Here is an 18,394-nt window from a genome sequence, read left to right as displayed (position 1 = left end):
CAACAAGCAAAAAAAAAAAAACGCCCGGGGCCCGCCCCCCCCCCCCGCTGGGGGGACAGGGTCCCCCCAGACCCCGCCTTGAGCCAGACCCCGGCTTCAGACAGTGACCTTGGTCACCACGCTGATATTGCCGCGCGTCGCATGGCTGTAGGGGCAGACGCGGTGGGCGCGCTCGGCCAGGTCGTCGGCCGCGGCCTGATCCATGCCGGGCAGCGCGACGTTCAGCACCACCTCCAGGCCGAAGCCCTCGCCATCATCGCGGGCGCCAATCGCCACCTCGGCCGTCACCGAGATATCGGCCGGCACGGCGATCTTGCGCTGGCCGGCCACGAACTTCATCGCGCCGATATAGCAGGCCGAATAGCCGGCGGCGAAAAGCTGCTCCGGATTGGTCGCGCCACCCGCGCCACCCAGCTCCTTCGGCGGTGCCAGACGCACATCCAGCAGGCCATCCTCGCTGCGCGCGGCGCCATCACGGCCACCAGTCGAGGTCACACGGGTGCGATACAGGATCTTCATGGCTTTCATCTCCACCGGCCGCGTCGGGCGGCGTTCGGTTGCGCACAATCTAATTGCGCACGATTCATTGTCAAGCGGATTGTGCGCAATATATTCGGGACAGCACAGGAGCCACCGGCATGACCGACCCCATTCCCCCTCCCCGGCTGGATGACCAGCTCTGTTTCGCCGTCTATGCCGCGGCGCATGCTTTCGGCCATGCCTACCGCCCGCACCTGGAGGCGCTGGGGCTGACCTACCCGCAATATCTGGTGCTGCTGCAGCTGTGGGAAAGGGATGACCGCTCGGTGCGGGAACTGGGCGAGGGCCTGTTCCTGGACAGCGGCACCCTCACCCCGCTGCTGAAGCGGATGGAGGCGGCGGGGCTGCTGACGCGCCAGCGCGACGCGCAGGATGCGCGCCTGGTGCGCATCCGCCTGACGGAACGCGGCCTGGCGATGCAGGAGCAGGTGCGGGGCCTGCGCCAGGCGATGGCCTGCACCCTGGATGCCCCGCAACCCGAGCTGGACAGCCTGCGCGAGCAGCTGAAGCGCCTCGCGGCCCGCCTGCGCGGCGCGGGCTGAAGGCCGGGCCAGGGGCGTTGACGGAGGCGGGTGCAGGGGACCCCGTCCCCTGCCCAAGGAAAAAAAGGGGGCGTTTGAGGGGGCAAAGCCCCTTCAAGGCCGGGCGCGTGCCGGCAGCCCCTTACCCGTCCGCCCTGGGCACCCAGGGCAGCCGGGCGATCTCGATTCCCTCTTCATTGAGGGCCTCCGCCTCGGCATCGCTGGTTTCGCCATAGATGCCGCGCCGCTCGCTTTCGCCGCGATGCATGCGCCGCGCTTCCTCGGCGAAATCCGCGCCGACATAGTCGCAGTTCTTCTCCACCTCGGCGCGCATGCGCTGGAGGAGGGCCATGACCTGGGCAGGCATCGGCCCGGCGGCGGCCTGCGGCGCGGCGGCGGGGGCTTTTTCCGGGGCGGGCGGCGGCTCAGCCTCGCGCGCCTTGGCGATGGCCGGCGCCATCAGCGCGCGCTGCACCTTGTGGCTGCCGCAGACGGGGCAATCGATGATCCCCGCCGCCGCCAGCTTCTCGAAGGCGGCGCTGTCCTTGTACCAGCCATCAAAGCCGTGATCCTGGTCGCAACGGAGCTGGTAGTGGATCATGCCTTGCCCGGTTCGTCCTGACGCACCCTGCCTCCCGCGCCGGGCGGGAGGAGCCCCTTAGCCCGCCTGCAGCAGCGCATCCAGCTTCCCCGCGCGGTCCAGCGCGAAGAGATCGTCGCAGCCGCCAATCGCCTGATCATCGATGAAGATCTGCGGCACGGTGGTGCGCCCGCCGGAGCGGCGGATGGCGTCCTCCCGCTCGGCCGAGCCGTTCGGGGCGTCGTATTCGGTGAAGCCGACGCCCTTGCGGCCCAGCAGCAGCTTGGCGCGGGAGCAATAGGGGCAGAAGGCGGTGGTGTAGATCTCGATTTTGGCCATGCTTGACACATCGTCGCCCGCCGCGCGGCGGTCAAGAGCGCTGCGCGGGCGGGGCGCGCGGTCATGCCTCGGCCAGCAGGGCGGGGTCGGGCACGCGGGCGGCGGCGAGCACATCCACCGCCGCCGCGCCGGCGCGCAGCAACAGTTCGGCGCAGGCGGAGACGGTGGCGCCGGTGGTCAGCACGTCATCGACCAGCAGCAGGCGGCGCCCGGCGATGCGGGCGGCGCCGCCAGGGGCCAGGGCGAAGGCGCCCGCCACCGTGGCGGCGCGGGCGGCCGCCCCCTGCTCGCCGAGGGGGGCGGTGCGGCGCGGGCGGCGCAGCAGATGCGGCGCCCAGGGCACGGCGGAGAGGCGGGAGAGATGCCGCGCCAGCAGCGCCGCCTGGTTGTAGCGCCGCGCCAGCAGGCGCAGCCGGTGCAGCGGCACGGGCAGCAGCAGCTCCGCCTGGGCCAGGAGATCCGCCCCGGCCTGGGCCATCTGCCGCGCCAGGGGGCCGGCGAGTTCGGTGCGGTCGCCATATTTCAGCGGCAGGATCAGGCGCTTGCTGCCCTCGCCGTACCAGTAGGCGGCGCGGGCGCGGTCATAGAGCGGGGGGGCGCGCAGGCAGCGCTGGCAGAGCAGGGCGCCGCGGGGGGTGGCATAGGGCATGCCCCCGACCTCGCCCGGCGGCGTGCCGGCGGGGGCATGGGGCGTGACGCCCTGCCCGGCATGGATGAAGGGCACGCCACAGCAATGGCAGAGCGGGGCGACGATGCGCGGCGTCTGGCGGAAGCAGGCGGCGCAGAGGGTGCCCTGGCGCGTCACCGGCGCGGCGCAGGCCATGCAGCAGGGCGGCAGGAGGAGATCAAGCGCGGCATGGCCGAGGCGCCGCAAGCCGGAACGGAAGGTCTTGCCCCATGCCTCGAACCAGGGTTGCGCCGTGCCTGCCATGCCTGGGGTCCTCAAGGGTGGGGGGCAAGAGGTTCACCGGAAATTATCACGATTTCGTGATTTCAGGCCAATTATCACAGCTTCGTGATGTCTGTCACCCACTGCCATACCCCACTGCCACACCCCGCCACCACACCCCGCCCCCGCTCCCCCCTTGCGCCACCCGCCGCGATGGCGCACCTCCCCGGCATGACGGATGCCATGCAGGTCTTCGACCGGTCCCTGGTCCAGCGGCGGCGGGAGCGCGCGGCGCCCGGCATCGGCCGCGTCGCCCCCATCCTGGACGACGCCGCCGCGCGTCTGCTCGACCGGCTGGACGACACCACCCGCCGCTTCACCCGCGCCCTCGACCTTGGCGGGCGCGGCGCCGTGGCCCCGGCGCTCCGCGCGCGCGGGGTGGAGTTCGTGGTGTCCATGGACCTCTCGCCGCGCATGGCCACCGCCGCCGGCGGCCTGCCCCTGGCGGCGGATGAGGAATGGCTGCCCTTCGCCCCCGGCAGCTTCGACCTGGTGGTGGCCAGCCTCTCCCTGCACTGGGTGAACGACCTGCCCGGCGCCCTGCTGCAGATCCGCCGCGCCCTGGCGCCGGATGGGCTGTTCCTCGCCGCCCTGCCGGCGCTCGGCACGCTGCAGCCGCTGCGCGAGGCGCTCGCCCAGGCCGAATCGGGGCTGCGCGACGGGCTCAGCCCGCGCATCTCCCCCTTCCCCGAGCTGCGCGACGGCGCCGCCCTGCTCCAGCGCGCCGGCTTCGCCATGCCGGTGGCGGACCGCGAGCGCATCACCCTGCGCTACCGCAGCCCGCTCGGCCTGCTGCGCGACCTCCAGGCGGCCGGGGAGAGCAATGCCGTGCTGGCGCGCGACCCGCGCACCCCGCCGCGCGCCCTCTTCCCGCTCGCCCTCTCCGCCCTGCCACGGGAGGCCGATGGCACCCTGCCCGCCACGCTGGAAGTGCTGACGCTGACCGGCTGGGCCCCCGCCCCGGACCAGCCGAAGCCCGCCCCGCGCGGCAGCGGGCAGGTGCGGCTGGCCGAGGCGCTCGGCACGGTGGAGCACCGCAGCGGCGAGAAGCCCCTGCACTGATCGCCCCACCCGCCGGGGATGCGGTTTTTTGCCGTCTTGTGCGCAGCGCCCCCCTGCCCTGCGGCGCCACGTTCTTGCAACCGTAACGCCGACCGCGCATCTTGCGTCGCCATGGAACAATCGGGTGCCGAGGCCCGTCGGATTCAGATCCACGCGCCGGAAGATTTCGAGGGGATGCGCCGCGCCGGCCAACTGGCCGCCGCGACGCTGGACATGATCACCCCCTATGTGAAGCCGGGTGTCACCACCGAGCGGCTGGATGACATCTGCGACCAGTTCATCCGCGACAATGGCGCCATCTCGGCCTGCCTCGGCTATCGCGGCTATCCGAAATCCACCTGCATCTCGATCAACCATGTCGTCTGCCACGGCATCCCGGGGCCGAAGGCGCTGCAGGATGGCGACGTCCTGAACATCGACGTGACGGTGATCCTGGATGGCTGGTATGGCGACACCAGCCGCATGTACATCGCCGGGCAGGCCAGCACGAAGGCGAAGCTGCTGCTCGACGTCACCCATGAGAGCCTGCTGCGCGGCATCGCCGTGGTGAAGCCGGGCGCGCGGCTCGGCGATATCGGCCACGCCATCCAGAGCTATGTCGAGAAGCAGCGCTTCAGCGTGGTGCGCGATTTCTGTGGCCACGGCATCGGCCGCACCTTCCACGCCGCGCCCAACGTGCTGCATTTCGGCCGCCCCGGCGAAGGTCCGGTGCTGAAGCCCGGCATGTTCTTCACCATCGAGCCCATGGTGAATATCGGCAAGCCGGACGTGAAGGTGCTGGAGGATGGGTGGACCGCCGTGACGCGGGACCGCAGCCTCTCCGCCCAGTTCGAGCACATGGTGGGCGTCACCGAGACGGGGTGTGAGGTCTTCACCTACTCCCCCGCCGGCCTGCACAAGCCGCCCTTCCCGGCATGAGCCTCGCGCCGCTGCTCGCCGCCCCTGTGCTGGTGCAGGCGCATGCGGCGGCGGCCATGGCCGCCTTCCTGCTCGGCCTCGCGCAGTTCGCGCGGCGCAAGGGCGGGGGCGCCCATCGCGGCCTGGGCTATGCCTGGGTCGGGCTGATGCTCGCCACCGCCCTCACCTCCTTCGGCATCACCGGGGTGGGCGGGGCGGGGCATTACTCCTGGATCCATATCCTCTCCGTCGTCGTGCTGATCAGCGCGCCGCTGGGGGTGCTGGCTGCCCGGCGCGGCGATATCCGCCGCCACCGCATCCACATGATCACGCTCTTCGCCATGGCCCTGGTGGTCACCGGCGGCTTCACCCTGCTGCCGGGGCGCGTGATGCATCAGGTGGTCTTCGGCGCCGGTTAAACTCTCTCCGCTGGACAAGCCGCCCCCGCCCCCTTCAACCTCAGGCTGAAGAGGGACACCCCATGCGCAAGACGCACGGCATGGCGGAGGCGGGCCTGGCCCTCCCCGCGCTGATCGACCTACCAGAGCCACCCGCGCCCCAGCGCCCCCTGGCGATGAGCGCCGAGGGCCACCGCGCCCGCATGCGCACCCGCCTCCTCCAGGCCGGGCCGGAGGCGCTGGGCGATCATGAGCTGGTGGAGATGCTGCTCTTCCTCGCCCTGCCGCGGCGGGACACCAAGCCGGTCGCCCGCGCCCTGCTGGCCCGCTTCGGCAGCTTCGCCAATGCCCTGGCCGCGCCGGTGGCCGAGTTGCGGCAGGTGGCGGGGCTGGGCGAGGCCGGCATCGCCGCCCTCAAGACCGCCCAGGCCGCCGCCCTGCGCCTGATGCGCGGCGAGGTGCTGGAGAAACCCCTGCTCGACCATTGGGAAAAGCTGCTGGGCTACCTCAACGCCGCCCTGGCGCGGGAGCGGGTGGAACAGTTCCGCATCCTCTTCCTCGACAGCCGCAACCGCCTGATCGCCGACGAGGCCCAGGCGCGCGGCACGGTCAACCATACCCCCGTCTACCCGCGTGAGGTGATGCGGCGCGCCCTGGAGCTTCAGGCCACCGCCCTCATCCTGGTGCACAACCACCCGAGCGGCGACCCCACCCCGAGCCGCGCCGATATCGACATGACCGCCGAGATCAAGGCCGCCGCCCGCACCCTCGGCATCGTGCTGCACGACCATCTGGTGATCGGCAACGGGCGGCATGTGTCGTTCCGGCAGCAAGGGTTGTTGTGAGTCTTCGTTCTTTTTTGAAAAAAAGAACCAAAAAACTTTTTCAGTTGGCGTCCCGCTGATGGCCTGAGGCGGGACGCCAAACTGAAAGAGTCTTTTTGCTTCTTTTTCTTCAGAAAAAGAAGAATCTAAAACCTCACTATCTTAAACCCTCAAACCGTCGGCGGCACCCCGGCGTCGCGCAGCGCCCCCGCCTGCCGCTCGGCCAGGACCTGCTCGTTGAAGCCCTCGATCAGCTCGTTGAACAGGCGGTGCCAGTTCAGCCGGGCATTGAGGCGGAGGAAGGCGCTCCCCAGCCCCACCGCGCCGCGATCCACCAGGACGAATTCGCGCGGCGGGCGCACGCCGCCGGTGCGCTTCAGCCCGGCATGCACCTCGGCGGCCACCTTGCGGCCGAAATCCGGGTCGTCATTCTCCTGGATGGGGCGCACGCGGTCATCCAGCAGCGGCTCGTGCAGGAACTTCGCCCAGAGGCCGAGCACCGCCATCTTCTCCTTCGAGAGATCGGTGAAGCCCCAGACGCGGTAGGCCTCGGCCGCCTTCTCATCATCCTGGTCGCGCAGCGCCTCGTAGAGCATCACCACGCCGCGCAGGAAGCTGGCGGGGAAGACGCGGATGGCGCCGTAGTCCAGCAGGTTGATGCCGGCCGGGCTGTCCGCCGTGGGCTGGCGGATCTGGTAGTTGCCCAGATGCGGGTCCCCGTGGATCACGCCATAGTGGTAGAAGGGCACATACCAGGCGCGGAACAGCGCCAGGGCATAGGCATTGCGCTCCTCCTGCGAGGGGTCCTCGGCCAGGCGGTCGAGGATCGGGCGGCCCTCCAGCCAGGTCATGGTCAGCAGGCGGTGGGTGCAATAGCCCTCGATCGGCCGCGGCGTGCGGATCGCCGGCTCATCGGCCAGCATGCGGTTGTAGAGCCGCATCTGCGCCGCCTCGCGGGCATAATCGAGCTCCTCCCGCAGCCGGTCGCAGAGTTCCAGATAGACCTCGTCATGCTGGATGGCATCGTCCATGCGGGCGAAGACATTCATGGCGAGCTTGAGCTGGCGGAGATCGGCCTCCACCACGCTCGGCATATCCGGGTATTGCAGCTTGCAGGCGACGAGGCGGCCATCCGGCAGGGTGGCGCGGTGCACCTGCCCCAGGCTGGCGGCGGCGGAAGCCTCCTGCCCGAAGCTGGCGAAGCGGCTCTGCCAGTCCGCCCCCAGCTCGCTCGCCATGCGGCGGCGGACGAAGGCCCAGCCCATCGGCGGGGCATTGGCCTGGAGCGCCGCCAGCTCCTTCGCATATTCGGGCGGCAGGGCGTTGGGGATGGTGGTGAGGAACTGCGCCACCTTCATCAGCGGGCCCTTCAGCCCGCCCAGCACCATCTTGAGATCCCCGGCATGGCCGGCGCGGTCGGTCTTGATGCCGAGGAAGCGCTCCCCCGCCACGCGGGCGGCGATGCCGCCCACCGCGCCGGAGGTGCGCGCCATGCGGCGGATCTCGCCAAACAGGGTGCTGCCGTCGCGGGGGTCAGCCATCGGCCTGCTCCAGCTCGTCGATGAAGCCGGCGATGACGTTCAGCCCCTTGTTCCAGAAGGCGGGGTCCGAGGCATCGAGGCCGAAGGGCGCCAGCAATTCCTTGTGCCGCAGCGTGCCGCCGGCCTTCAGCAGCTCCAGATACTTGTCCTGGAAGCCGGAAACGCCGCCCTCCTGGAACACGCCGTAGAGCGCGTTCACCAGGCAGTCGCCGAAGGCATAGGCATAGACATAGAAAGGCGTGTGGATGAAGTGCGGGATGTAGGACCAGTAGATCTCATAATCCGGCGTGAACTCGAAGGCCGGGCCGAGGCTCTCCACCTGCACCTGCATCCACAGCGCGCCGATTTCCTCGCGCGAGAGCTCGCCCTTGCGGCGGGCCTCGTGCAGCAGGGTCTCGAAGCGGTAGAAGGCGATCTGGCGGACCACCGTGTTCAGCATGTCCTCGACCTTGCCGGCGAGCAGGGCGCGGCGGCGCTTCGGGTCGGTCTCGGCATCGAGCACGGCGCGGAAGGTCAGCATCTCGCCGAAGACGCTGGCGGTCTCGGCGAGCGTCAGCGGCGTGCCGGACATCAGGTAGCCCTGCTTCGCCGCCAGCACCTGGTGCACGCCATGGCCCAGCTCATGCGCCAGGGTCATCACGTCGCGCGCCTTGCCGTGGTAGTTCAGCAGCAGATAGGGGTGGGCGGAGGGCACGGTGGGGTGGGCGAAGGCACCGCTCGACTTGCCCGGGCGCAGCGCCGCGTCGATCCACGGCTTGTCGAAGAAGTCCCGGCCGATCCGCCCCAGCTCCGGGCTGAAGGCGCTGTAGGCGGCCAGCACGCGCTCGCGCGCCGCGTCCCAGGGGATGTTGCTGTCATCCTCGTCCGGCAGGGGGGCGTTGCGATCCCAGTGCTGCAGCCTGGGCAGGCCCAGCCACTTCGCCTTCATGGCGTAGTAGCGGTGGGAGAGGCGCGGGAAATTCGCGACCACGGCGTTGACGAGGGCATCCACCACCGCGTCCTCCACCATGTTGGCGCGGTTGCGGCTGCTGCCGGGGCGCGGGTAGCTGCGCCAGCCGTCGATGATCTCCTTGTCCTTGGCCAGGGTATTGGTGATCAGGGTGAAGAGCCGCGCCTTCTCGCCAAAGGCGGCGGAGACGCCCTGCGCCGCGGCGGCGCGCGTGGCGCGGTCGCGGTCGGAGAGCTTGTTGAGGGCGCCGGAGACGTTCAGCACCGCCTCCCCCACCTTCACCTCCATACCGGCGATGGTCTCGTCGAAGAGGCGGTTCCAGGCGGAGCGGCCGGTCACCTCCTTCTCGTGCAGCAGGCGCTCGACCTCGTCGGAGAGCTGGTGCGGGCGGAAGACGCGCAGGTCGCGCAGGAAGGGCCGGTAGCGGGCGAGCGCGGCGGAGCCGGCGTATTTCTTCTCGAGCGCCGCATCCTCCAGCTTGTTCAGCTCCAGGCTGAAGAAGAGGGTATGGCTGGAGATGGCCGTCACCCGCTCCTGCATCGTCTGGTAGAAGCGGCCATTGGCGGCATCCTGGGCATCGCCGGCGAAGACCAGCGAGGCGAAGGACATCACCCGGCCCAGCACCTCCTCGATGCGCTCATATTCGGCGATGGCGGCGGCCAGGGCATCGCCCGAGAGGCCGGGCAATTTTCCGGCATGGGCGGCGTGGAAGGCGCGGGCCTCGGCCTCCGCCCGCGCGAGGTCGGCGGCGAGCCGCGGATCCTCCGCCCCGGCATAGAGGTCGGAGAGGTCCCAGACGGGGAGCGCCCCGCCCTGCCCCGCCCCCTGGGGACGGCCGGCGGTGTCGCGGAGGGCAGCGGGAAGGTGGGACTTCTGCACGGGCGAGCCTTGCGGTTGTGGTTCTCGTCCACCCGATATAAGCCCCTGCGCGGGCAGGCCAAGCGCCCGCATGCCCGTTCCGCGCGCATTAGGCCTGGAACCATCGCCTGAACGATCCGCCGCCGGCCCCGCCCGGCCCGTCCCATGCCTGCCAGCCCCCCCCGAGAGGACACCGTAACCCGATGCCCGCCGAGGAAAACTGGACCAGCCTGCCCGCCCTCATCCTGGGCCTTGCCCGCTCCTGGCCGGACCGGCCGATGCTGCGCTACTGGCGCGGCGGCGCCTGGCGCAGCCTGAGCTGGGCCGAATTCTCGCTCCAGGTGGCGGCGATCGCCGCGGGGCTGCGCGCCCGGGGCGTCTGCCCCGGCGACCGCGTGCTGCTGGTGGCGGAGAACCGGCCGGAATTCCTGGTGGCGGACATGGCGGTGATGGCCATCGGCGCCGTCACCGTGCCCGGCTACACCACCAACACGCTGGCCGACCACGCGCATCTGCTGCGCGATTCGGGGGCGCGGGCGGCCATCGTCTCCACCGCGCGGCTGGCGCAGACGGTGGCGGAGGCCGCCGGCATGGGCGGGCTGGACCTGCTGGTCTGCATGGAGGACAGCCCGGGCACCACACCCTGGTCCCTGCTGGCCGAGGCGCGCGGCGACCTCGCCATGCTCTATGCCGAGGTGGAGCAGATCCCGGCCGGACGGCTGGCCTGCCTGATCTACACCTCCGGCACGGGCGGCCCGCCCAAGGGGGTGATGCTGCCGCACCGCGCCATGCTGGCCAACCGGCGCGGCATCACCGATTTCATCCGCCGGCTGAAGCTGCCGCGCGAGGCCTGCTACCTCTCCTTCCTGCCGCTCTCCCACGCCTATGAGCATACGGTGAGCTACCTGCTGTGCTCCTTCGGGCTGGAGGTCGTGTTCAGCCGGGGGGCGGAGAAGCTCTCGGCGGAACTGACAGAGATCCGCCCGCATGTGATCACCGCCGTGCCGCGGCTGTTCGAGGTGCTGCGCGCCCGGCTGCTGGCGGGGCTGGAGAAGCAGTCGCCGCTGAGGCGCGCCCTCTTCGCCGCCACGCTGCGCACCGGGCTGAAGCGGCTGGAGGGGGAGGCGCTGTCCTGGCCCGAGCGGGCGCAGGACGCGCTGCTGGAGCGGCTGGTGCGGCGCCAGGTGCGGGCGCGCTTCGGCGGGCGGCTGGTGGCCATGGTCTCGGGCGGGGCGCGGCTGGACCCGGATCTCTCCGGCTTCTTCATGGCGCTCGGCCTGCCGGTGCTGCAGGGCTATGGCCAGACGGAGGCCGGCCCGGTCATCAGCGTCAACACGCCGTGGGACAATGACCGGCGCGGCGTTGGCCGGCCGCTCCCCGGCGTCACCCTGCGCATCGCCGGCGATGGCGAGGTGCTGGTGCGCGGCCCGCTGGTGATGGATGGCTACTGGAACGCGCCCGAGGCCACCGCCCAGGCGCTGCGCCCCGGGGAAGGTGACGGGGAGGGCGGCGGCGAGCCCTGGCTGCACACCGGCGATGTGGGGGAGCTGGTGGGCGGCCGGCTGCGCATCACCGACCGCAAGCGCGACTTCATCAAGACGCTGGGCGGCGAGATGGTCAGCCCGGCGCGCATCGAGAGCCTGCTGATGGCGGAGCCGGAGATCGCCCAGGCGGTGGTGGCCGGCGAGGGCCGCCCGGCGCTGAGCGCCCTGCTCGTCCCGGCCGAGGCCCCGGGAAAAGATGGAGGGGAGGCGGCGGTGGAGGTGGCGCTGCGGCGGGTGAATGGCCGGCTCTCCGGGGTGGAGCGCATCCGGCATTTCACGCTGGTGCCGCCCTTCACGGTGGAGAACGGGCAGATGACGCCCACCATGAAAGTGAAACGCCGCGTGGTCCTCGCGGACCATGCGGCGGTGATCGCGAAGCTCTACGAATAGAGCCTCAGGCCGCGCCCCTCCTGGGGCGCGGGGTGGCCCAGTTCAGCCGATGGTTTCCACCACCAGGCGGCGGATTTCCGCCTGGGACATGCCCGCCGTGGCGGAGGCCAGGGGCAGGCGCAGGGTGGGGACTTCACGGGACAGGGCCTCGGGCCGCGCCAGAGAGGGCGCGGGGGCGAGGGTATTCAGGCTCTTGGTCAGGTACATATCATCCTCCGGGACGCGGCGCGAAAACGGCGCCACCCGGTCACGTCGTTGATTTTCAAGGTTTGCAGTGGTCATGGCCGGTGTCATCAGGGCCAGGAACACGCCAGGGGCCGCGAGGTTGCACGGCGGCCACCCCTCAAATGGTCGCCCCACCCCCGGATTGCAAGGAAAATCGGCAGGGAAGTCCAGAAAGCTCAGCTTTCTGGCGGGAGAGGTCCGGAGAGGGCGGCGCCCTCTCCGGTGCGGGTCAGGAGCGGGCGGCCTCCCGCCGGTCGATGGCGGCCTCCTTGGCGACGGCAACGAGGGTGGTGGAAACCGGCTGCACCGGCATGACCAGGAAGTCCTCCTTCTCCCGCGGCGCGGCGCGGCGGAACATGCGCCAGAGCCCCCATCCGGCGATGCCCGATTGCGCCAGGAGGACGAGCCAGCCCAGCCCGGCATTGCCGAGGGCCGACATGAAGGCGCCCCCCAGCAGCGGCCCGAGCGCCGCCCCCGCCCCCCAGAGGACGAGCAGCCCGCCCGAGGCGGCGGCGAAGCCCCCGGGCGGCACATGGTCGTTCACATGGGCGAGGACGAGGCTGTAGCCGGGGATGACCAGCGCCCCGAAGGTGCCCACCATGGCATAGAGCAGCGGGCGGGGCGGATGCTCGGGCACCAGCAGCACCATGGCGAGCAGGGCGGCGGCGGCGCAGGTGGTCAGCGTCACGATGAGGCCGCGGCGGTCGATGCGGTCGGAGAGCCAGCCCATCGGCCAGGTGGCGAGGAAGCCGCCCAGCGAGCCGCAGGCCATGAAGACCGCCACCTCCCCCGCCTCCAGCCCCATGCGCTGGGCGAAGAGCGGGCCGAGCGAATAGTAGGAGGCCGTGCTCATCCCCACCAGGAAGGCGGCGACGACGCCGAAGGGCGAGAGGGTGTAGAGCCAGCGCAGGTCGAGCCGCCGGGCCTCGCCGGGCGGTGTGGCGGGGGCCTGGGCGCGGGAGAGCACCACCGGCACCAGCGCGAAGGAGATGATCATGGAGACGAGGCAGAAGAGCACGAAGCCGCGCGGGCTGGCGGCGGTGAGCAGCATCTGCCCGCCGACGCCGGCGATCATCCCCGTCATGCCATAGATGCTGAGAAGCTGGCCGCGCACGGCGGAGGAGGCGGCGCCGTTCAGCCAGCTTTCCACCACGATGAAGAGGCCGGCGAAGCAGAAGCCCGTCATGGCCCGGCCGAGAGGCCAGAGCCAGGGGTGCATCAGCATCAGGTGCAGCAGCGGCACGGTGGAGGCGATGGCGGCCAGGGCGGCGAAGGCACGGGTATGGCCGACGCCCTGGACCAGCCTGTCCCCGCGCAGGGAGCCGATCATCAGGCCAAGATAGAAGCCGCTGCCGACGAGGCCGATCTGGGTGGCGGAAAAGCCCTCGATGCCGCCCCGCATGGTCAGGAGCGAGCCTTGCAGGGTGTTGCCCATCTGCAGCAGCGCGTAGCCGAGGAGCAGGGCGAGAACGGTGGCGAGGGTGCTGGTCAGGGGCGTGGCGCGCAAACGGGCCTCCGGCGCGAGGGTGGCAGGGAGCGCCGTGGCGCCCGCCGCCAGGAGAGAGCGGCGGGGCAAGATGCTCAAGCCCTTTTCGGCGCGGCCGGGCGCCTGTTCTTGAGAGGGGCTTCGCCCCTCTCAAACGCGCCCCACCAAAGGCCTGAGGCCTTTGGAAACCCTTTCCGAAAAGCGCGGTCTCTCAGTTCTGCTCGGCGCCGGAGGCACGGACCAGCGGGCCCCAGAGTTCCGTCTCCCGCGCGACGAAGGCGGTGAAGCGCTCCGGCGTGTAGCCGGTCATGGCCGGCGTGCCCATCTGGGCGAGGCGGGTGGCGATGGCCGGTTCCTCCAGCACCCGGGCGATGGCGCCGGCCATGCGCGCCTGGATGGCGGGCGGCGTGCCGGCCGGGCCGAAGAGGCCGAACCAGGAATAGGCCGGGTAATCCGGCACCCCGGCCTCGCGCGCCGTCGGCACCATGGGCATGACGGCCGAGCGCTCCGGCGAGGTGACGAAAAGGCACCGCACCTCCCCCGCCGCGCGGTGCGGTTCCAGCAGGCCGGTGATGTCGTGCATGAACTGGATCTCGCCCTTCACCAGGGCGGTGATGGTCTCCGCCCCGCCGCGGTAGGGCACGTTGACGGCCTCGGCGCCGATGCTGGTGAGGAAATTGGCGCAGGCGAGATGGCCCGAGGCGCCGATGCCGTTATGGCCATACTGGAAGCGCCCCGGATGCGCCTTCAGCGCAGCGACCAGGGCGCGGGCATCGTGGATCTCCAGGCCCGGCGGCCACCCCTTGCTGGCCACCGCCAGCACCAGCGGCACGAAGACGGTGGGGGCGATGGCCGCGAGGTCGCGCAGCGGGTCATAGGGCAGGTTGCGGTAGAGGGCGCGGGCGATGCCGGTGGAGGAGAGGGTGGCGTGGACGAAGACGGAGCCATCGGCCGGGGCCTTGGCGACGTAGTCGGTGCCGAGGGTGCTGCCGGCGCCCGGGCGGTTCTCCACCACCACCGGCTGGCCGAGGATGGCGGAGAGCCGCGGCGCCATCAGGCGGATGGTGACATCCGTGCCGCCCCCGGCGCCAAAGGGGACGATGATGCGCACCGGCCCCTGGGGCCACGCGCCCTGGCCCCAGGCCGGGGCGGGCAGCAGGGCGGGGGCGGCGGGCAGCCCGGGCAGGGCCATGGCCGGCAAGGCCAGGGCGGCGCGGCGGGTGAGCGGGAAGCGCGACATGCGGGAATTCTCCTCGGTGAAACCTGCCAGGCGCCGTGCTGCGGCCCGCCCCCGTTCTTTTTTCGTTTTTGCGTGTCCTGCCGCGCGGCGGCGGCGGCGCTATTCCAGATGCGCCCCTTCCGCCATCGCGGCCGGGAAGCCCCCGGCGAAGCGGGCGATGGAGAAGGGTTCGAGCGGCACCCCGGCATCGCCGGTGGCGATGAGGTCGGCCATGCTGGCGCCGACGCCCGGCCCCAGCTGGAAGCCATGGCCGCAGAAGCCGAAGGCGTAGAACAGGCCGGGCAGCCGGGCGCTCGCCCCCATGACGGGGAGGTCGTCGCCGATATAGCCCTCCACCCCGGACCAGGTGCGGATGACGCGCAGCCGCGCCATGGGCGGCAGCAGCTGCGCCAGGAAGGGCAGCTGGCGCAGGGTATTGGCGGGGTCGAGCAGGGCGCGCTGGCCCTCGAGATCCGCCGGGCAGCGGCGCCCGCCGCCGAAGACGATGTTGCCGCGCTTCACCTGCCGCAGATAGACGCCCTCCCCCGGCCGGCTGCTGGCCAGCCCCATCACCGGGGGGATGCGGTAGGGCATCGGCTCCGTCACCCCCATCTGGGGCGAGCGGGCGGTGAGCGGCACATCCTCCCCCAGCTCGCGGGCGAAAGCGCGGCCCCAGGCGCCGGCCGAGACCTGCACCACCGGCGCGCGGAAGCTGCCGGCGCCGCGCGTCTCCACCACGAAATCCACGCCATCGCGCGTGATGCCGAGGACGGGGGCGCGCTCCACCACCCGCGCCCCCGCCCGCCGCGCCGCGCGGGCGAAGGCCGGGGCGGCGAGGCGGGGATTGGCGTGCCCGTCCTGTGGCGAATGGCTGACCATGAGCGCGGCGGGGGAGAGGAAGGGAAAGCGCTCCCGCATGGCGGGGCCGCGGATCATCTCCAGCTCCAGCCCATAGGGCCGGGCCTGGGCGGCATAGGCCTCCAGCTTCGCCGCCTCCGCCTCCTCGAAGGCGACGCGGATATGGCCGCTGGCGAGGAATTCGGCATCCTCGCCGAGCAGGGCGCCCAACTGCCCCCACAGCGCGCGGGAGCGGTTGGCGAGCGGCAGCTGCGGCAGGAAGCGCCCCTGGCGGCGGATATTGCCGAAGCTGGCATTGGTCGCCGCCTGCCCCACCAGGTCGCGCTCGATCAGGATGGCGGAGAGGCCGTGGCGGCGCAGGAAGAAGGCGGTGGCCGCGCCCATCAGCCCGCCGCCGATGATCAGGACATCGGCGCGGTTGGCCTCCGGCGTCATGGCGTTTCCTCCGGCATGCGGGTGGCGACGGGCAGCGGCTTGACCGGCGCCGCGCCGCGCAGCCGCCCGGCCGCGCGCACCGGCACGCCGCGCGCGGCGGCCAGCACCTCGGCGGCGGCGAGGCCGCAGACCCGGCCCTGGCAGCGCCCCATGCCGGGGCGCATCAGCTGCTTGGCGCGGTTGACCTCCGGCGCGTCCAGGGCTGCGGCGGCGTGGCGGATATCGCCCGCCGTCACCGCCTCGCAGCGGCAAATGATGGTCGCGTCCGGCAGCGCCGCCGCCTGGGCGCCGGGCCAGGGAAAGGCCGTCTCCAGCCCGCGCCGGAAACGCGCCATGCCGCGCAGCCCGGCGCGCAGATGCGCCGTCTCCAGCGGGTCCACCGGGTGGCCGGCATCGCGCAGCAGGGCGCAGGCGGCCAGCCGCCCGGCCAGTTCCGCCGCATCCGCCCCGCGCACCAGCGCGCCATCGCCGGCGAGGTAGACGCCCGGCACGCTGCTCCGCCCCTCGGCATCCAGTTCCGGCAGCCATTGCCGCGCCACGGGGTCGAAGGCGAAGCGGCATTTCAGCAGGTCGGCCAGCTGCGTCTCGGAGCGCAGGCCATAGCCCATGCCGACGGCATCGGTGGCCAGCGCCTGCTCGCGCCCTCTGCGGTCGCGCCAGCGGAAGGCGGCGACGCGCCCCCCCTCCCCCTCCACCGCCAGCGGAGTGATGCCGCTCTCCACCCGCACCCCGGCGCGCAGCAGCGCCGCCGTGTAGCGCAGCCCGGCCAGCAGCACCCCCGGCCGCGCCGCCAGCAGCGGCAGGGCGCGCAGCCGCGCGGCGAAGGGGCTGGTGTCCAGCACCGCCGCCACCTCCACCCCCGCCTTCCGGTATTGCCAGGCGACGAGGTAGAGCAGCGGCCCGGTGCCGAAGAAGACCGGCCGCCGGCCGATGGCACAGGCCTGCGCCTTCAGCGCGATCTGCGCCGCGCCGAGCGTATAGGCGCCGGGCAGCGTCCAGCCCGGCACCGGCATCACGCGGTCCGTCGCGCCGGTGGCCAGGATCAGCGCGTCATAGCGCAGCGCCGTGGCGGTCTCGCCATGCAGGGTCAGCAATTCCCCCGGCCGCGCGCCCCAGGCCAGCGTCTCGGGCCGGTAGTCGATATGCGGCCGCAGGGCTGCGAAATCGCGGTGCAGGGCGGTGGCCTTGCCGGCCTCGCTGCCATAGAGGGCGGCGGGCGGGCGGGTGAAATTCTCCGGCTGGCGGCGATAGATCTGGCCGCCCTGGCGGCTGCCCTCGTCGAGCAGGATGGGGCGCAGCCCGGCCTCCACCAGCCGCGCCGCGGCGCGCGTGCCGGCGGGGCCGGCGCCCACCACGATCACGGCCATGGCGCCGCCCCCGTCACCAGCCGCAGCCCCGCCACGGCGGGGGTGGAGCAGGCGCGCAGCCGCTCCCCCGCCTCCGTCCAGACCCAGCAATCCTGGCAGGCGCCCATCAGGCAGAAACCCGCCCGCGCGCCATCGCCGAACTCGCTCTCCCGCAGCCGCGCGGTGGCGGTGAGGAGGGCGGTGAGCAGCGTGTCGCCCTCCAGCGCCTCGATCTCCACGCCATCGACGGTCAGGCGCAGCCGCGCGCGCCCGCGCTCGGCCACCCGGTGCATCAACCCCGCCATCACCCCGCCTTTTCCGCCGCCCTTGTCCCTGGCCGGCAGGATGGGCGCCGCCGCGCGGGCTTGTCCAATCGGCAAAATGGCGGTTTCCATAACCCGGACCTATGGAGCCACCCCATGAATGCGCGGCAGATCGAGGTGTTCCGCACCATCATGCGCTGCGGCACGCTGACCGGCGCGGCGCAGGCGCTGCATGTCTCGCAGCCCGCGCTCAGCCAGCTGCTGCTGCATGCGGAGGACCAGCTGGGCTTCAAGCTGTTCCAGCGCCTGGGCGGGCGGCTGGTGCCGACGCCGGAGGCCACGCAGCTCTACCCCGAGGCGGAGCGGCTGCACCACGACCTGGAGAGCTTCCGCCGCTACGCCGCCGATCTGCGCCAGGGCCAGGCGGGGACGGTGCGGCTCGGCTCCTCCTCGCCGCCCGCCCTCTCCTTCCTGCCGCTGGCGCTGCGGCAGTTCCGCGCCCTCTGCCCGGGGATGCGGCTGGTCTCCTTCGTGGTGCCGATGGAGGTGCTGGCGGAGAAGCTGGAGCGCGGCGAGGTCGATCTCGGCATCGCCCTGCACGACGCGCCGCAGGCGATGATCCAGGCGGAGCTGATCGGGCGGACGGAGGTGGTCTGCCTGCTGCCGGCGCGCCACCCGCTGGCGGCGGAGGCGAGCCTCGGCATCGCCGACCTCGCCGGCGAGACGCTGATCTCCTACCGCGCCGACAGCCTGCCCGGCGCCCGGCTGGAGGCCGCCTTCGCGCGGGAGGGGGCGCGGCTGCGCCCGGCGGTGGAGATCGATGTCTCGCTGCTCGCCCTCTCCTTCGTGCAGCAGGGGATCGGCCTCGCCCTGGTGGATGGGCTGATCCCCTGGGCGGGGTTTCCCGGCGTGGTGGCGCGGCCCTTCCACCCGCGCGTGGCGCTGCCCGTCTCCATCCTGACCAGCGCGCGCCGCCCGCTCTCCCACACCCAGGAGCAGTTCCGCGGCGAGATCCGCCGCGCCCTCGCCCTCTATGCCGCGGCGCCGGAGGGGCGCGGGCTGGTCCAGCCCGCGGCATAAGCCGGGCTTATTCCTGCCCCCCTGATCCGTCTTGGACAGCCCGCCCGCCGGCCGGAACACTGCGCCGCGTCACGGAACAGGCAGGCCAGG

19 protein-coding genes are annotated in these 18,394 nt (G+C 72.0%); 7 read left to right on the top strand and 12 right to left on the bottom strand.

The genetic code is table 11. From position 1 onward, the window contains the following. Positions 1–96: 96 nt before the first annotated feature. Positions 97–519 carry an organic hydroperoxide resistance protein gene (locus NON00_RS06365; RefSeq protein ID WP_305123237.1) on the bottom strand — a complete coding sequence of 141 codons (423 nt, stop codon included), beginning with the start codon at positions 517–519 and terminating at the stop codon, positions 97–99. Between the two features lie 119 nt (positions 520–638). Here NON00_RS06365 and NON00_RS06360 point away from each other — a divergent pair, with 119 nt between their 5' ends. After that, positions 639–1,082, top strand: coding sequence for a MarR family winged helix-turn-helix transcriptional regulator (locus NON00_RS06360; RefSeq protein ID WP_256018669.1), 444 nt, complete (start codon positions 639–641; stop codon positions 1,080–1,082). A gap of 121 nt (positions 1,083–1,203) precedes the next feature. On the opposite strand, the gene NON00_RS06355 is transcribed toward NON00_RS06360, so the two are convergent. From NON00_RS06355 to NON00_RS06345, 3 genes are all read right to left on the bottom strand, one after another. After that, positions 1,204–1,662, bottom strand: a complete 459-nt coding sequence (locus NON00_RS06355) for a DUF1178 family protein (protein WP_256018667.1) — start codon at positions 1,660–1,662, stop codon at positions 1,204–1,206. A gap of 57 nt (positions 1,663–1,719) precedes the next feature. Continuing rightward, complete coding sequence (grxC, locus tag NON00_RS06350) at positions 1,720–1,980, bottom strand: glutaredoxin 3 (protein WP_256018664.1); 261 nt, start codon at positions 1,978–1,980, stop codon at positions 1,720–1,722. A 61-nt stretch (positions 1,981–2,041) separates the two neighbouring features. Next, positions 2,042–2,911 (bottom strand): ComF family protein, encoded by an 870-nt coding sequence (locus tag NON00_RS06345; RefSeq protein WP_256018660.1) that lies wholly within the window; start codon positions 2,909–2,911, stop codon positions 2,042–2,044. Positions 2,912–3,082: 171 nt separating this feature from the next. On the opposite strand from NON00_RS06345, the gene NON00_RS06340 reads away from it, so the two are divergent. The 4 genes from NON00_RS06340 (at position 3,083) to radC (ending at position 6,131) form a co-directional block, all read left to right on the top strand. Next, complete coding sequence (locus tag NON00_RS06340) at positions 3,083–3,991, top strand: methyltransferase domain-containing protein (RefSeq protein ID WP_256018659.1); 909 nt, start codon at positions 3,083–3,085, stop codon at positions 3,989–3,991. Positions 3,992–4,102: 111 nt separating this feature from the next. Next, complete coding sequence (map, locus tag NON00_RS06335; RefSeq protein WP_256018656.1) at positions 4,103–4,909, top strand: type I methionyl aminopeptidase; 807 nt, start codon at positions 4,103–4,105, stop codon at positions 4,907–4,909. Beyond that, positions 4,906–5,307 (top strand): DUF2306 domain-containing protein, encoded by a 402-nt coding sequence (locus NON00_RS06330; RefSeq protein ID WP_256018654.1) that lies wholly within the window; start codon positions 4,906–4,908, stop codon positions 5,305–5,307. The genes map and NON00_RS06330 overlap by 4 nt, the downstream gene beginning before the upstream one ends. Positions 5,308–5,369: 62 nt before the next feature. Beyond that, complete coding sequence (radC, locus tag NON00_RS06325) at positions 5,370–6,131, top strand: RadC family protein (RefSeq protein ID WP_256018652.1); 762 nt, start codon at positions 5,370–5,372, stop codon at positions 6,129–6,131. 149 nt (positions 6,132–6,280) lie between these two features. Here radC and NON00_RS06320 read toward each other — a convergent pair whose 3' ends face one another. Then, on the bottom strand, positions 6,281–7,651 hold the full coding sequence (locus NON00_RS06320; protein WP_256018651.1) for an AarF/ABC1/UbiB kinase family protein: 1,371 nt from the start codon (positions 7,649–7,651) through the stop codon (positions 6,281–6,283). After that, positions 7,644–9,479 carry a M3 family oligoendopeptidase gene (locus tag NON00_RS06315; RefSeq protein WP_256018650.1) on the bottom strand — a complete coding sequence of 612 codons (1,836 nt, stop codon included), beginning with the start codon at positions 9,477–9,479 and terminating at the stop codon, positions 7,644–7,646. The genes NON00_RS06320 and NON00_RS06315 overlap by 8 nt, the downstream gene beginning before the upstream one ends. Before the next feature lie 182 nt (positions 9,480–9,661). Here NON00_RS06315 and NON00_RS06310 point away from each other — a divergent pair, with 182 nt between their 5' ends. Further along, entirely contained in the window at positions 9,662–11,392 is a 1,731-nt protein-coding gene (locus tag NON00_RS06310) for a long-chain fatty acid--CoA ligase (RefSeq protein WP_256018648.1), read from the top strand. Positions 11,393–11,434: 42 nt separating this feature from the next. On the opposite strand, the gene NON00_RS06305 is transcribed toward NON00_RS06310, so the two are convergent. From NON00_RS06305 to NON00_RS06280, 6 genes are all read right to left on the bottom strand, one after another. Next, complete coding sequence (locus NON00_RS06305; RefSeq protein ID WP_256018646.1) at positions 11,435–11,599, bottom strand: hypothetical protein; 165 nt, start codon at positions 11,597–11,599, stop codon at positions 11,435–11,437. 247 nt (positions 11,600–11,846) lie between these two features. Next, the gene (locus tag NON00_RS06300; protein ID WP_256018643.1) at positions 11,847–13,202 is read right to left on the bottom strand and encodes an MFS transporter; all 1,356 of its coding nucleotides are present in this window, start codon (positions 13,200–13,202) and stop codon (positions 11,847–11,849) included. Between the two features lie 112 nt (positions 13,203–13,314). Continuing rightward, positions 13,315–14,343, bottom strand: coding sequence for a tripartite tricarboxylate transporter substrate binding protein (locus NON00_RS06295; RefSeq protein WP_256018641.1), 1,029 nt, complete (start codon positions 14,341–14,343; stop codon positions 13,315–13,317). Positions 14,344–14,442: 99 nt separating this feature from the next. Then, the gene (locus NON00_RS06290; protein ID WP_256018638.1) at positions 14,443–15,615 is read right to left on the bottom strand and encodes an FAD-binding oxidoreductase; all 1,173 of its coding nucleotides are present in this window, start codon (positions 15,613–15,615) and stop codon (positions 14,443–14,445) included. Continuing rightward, positions 15,612–16,982, bottom strand: coding sequence for an NAD(P)/FAD-dependent oxidoreductase (locus tag NON00_RS06285; RefSeq protein WP_256018636.1), 1,371 nt, complete (start codon positions 16,980–16,982; stop codon positions 15,612–15,614). The genes NON00_RS06290 and NON00_RS06285 overlap by 4 nt, the downstream gene beginning before the upstream one ends. Continuing rightward, on the bottom strand, positions 16,973–17,341 hold the full coding sequence (locus NON00_RS06280) for a (2Fe-2S)-binding protein (protein ID WP_370688680.1): 369 nt from the start codon (positions 17,339–17,341) through the stop codon (positions 16,973–16,975). Before NON00_RS06280 ends, NON00_RS06285 begins: the two co-directional genes overlap by 10 nt. Positions 17,342–17,380: 39 nt before the next feature. Here NON00_RS06280 and NON00_RS06275 point away from each other — a divergent pair, with 39 nt between their 5' ends. Beyond that, positions 17,381–18,304: a LysR family transcriptional regulator gene (locus NON00_RS06275; protein WP_256018633.1), complete on the top strand. Its 924-nt coding sequence runs from the start codon at positions 17,381–17,383 to the stop codon at positions 18,302–18,304. Positions 18,305–18,394: the final 90 nt, after the last annotated feature.

This window comes from Roseomonas sp. GC11 (assembly GCF_024437745.1).
GTDB lineage: Bacteria > Pseudomonadota > Alphaproteobacteria > Acetobacterales > Acetobacteraceae > Pseudoroseomonas.
Note: the sequence above shows the minus strand (reverse complement) of the source record. Positions and strands in the feature narration are given on the sequence as shown.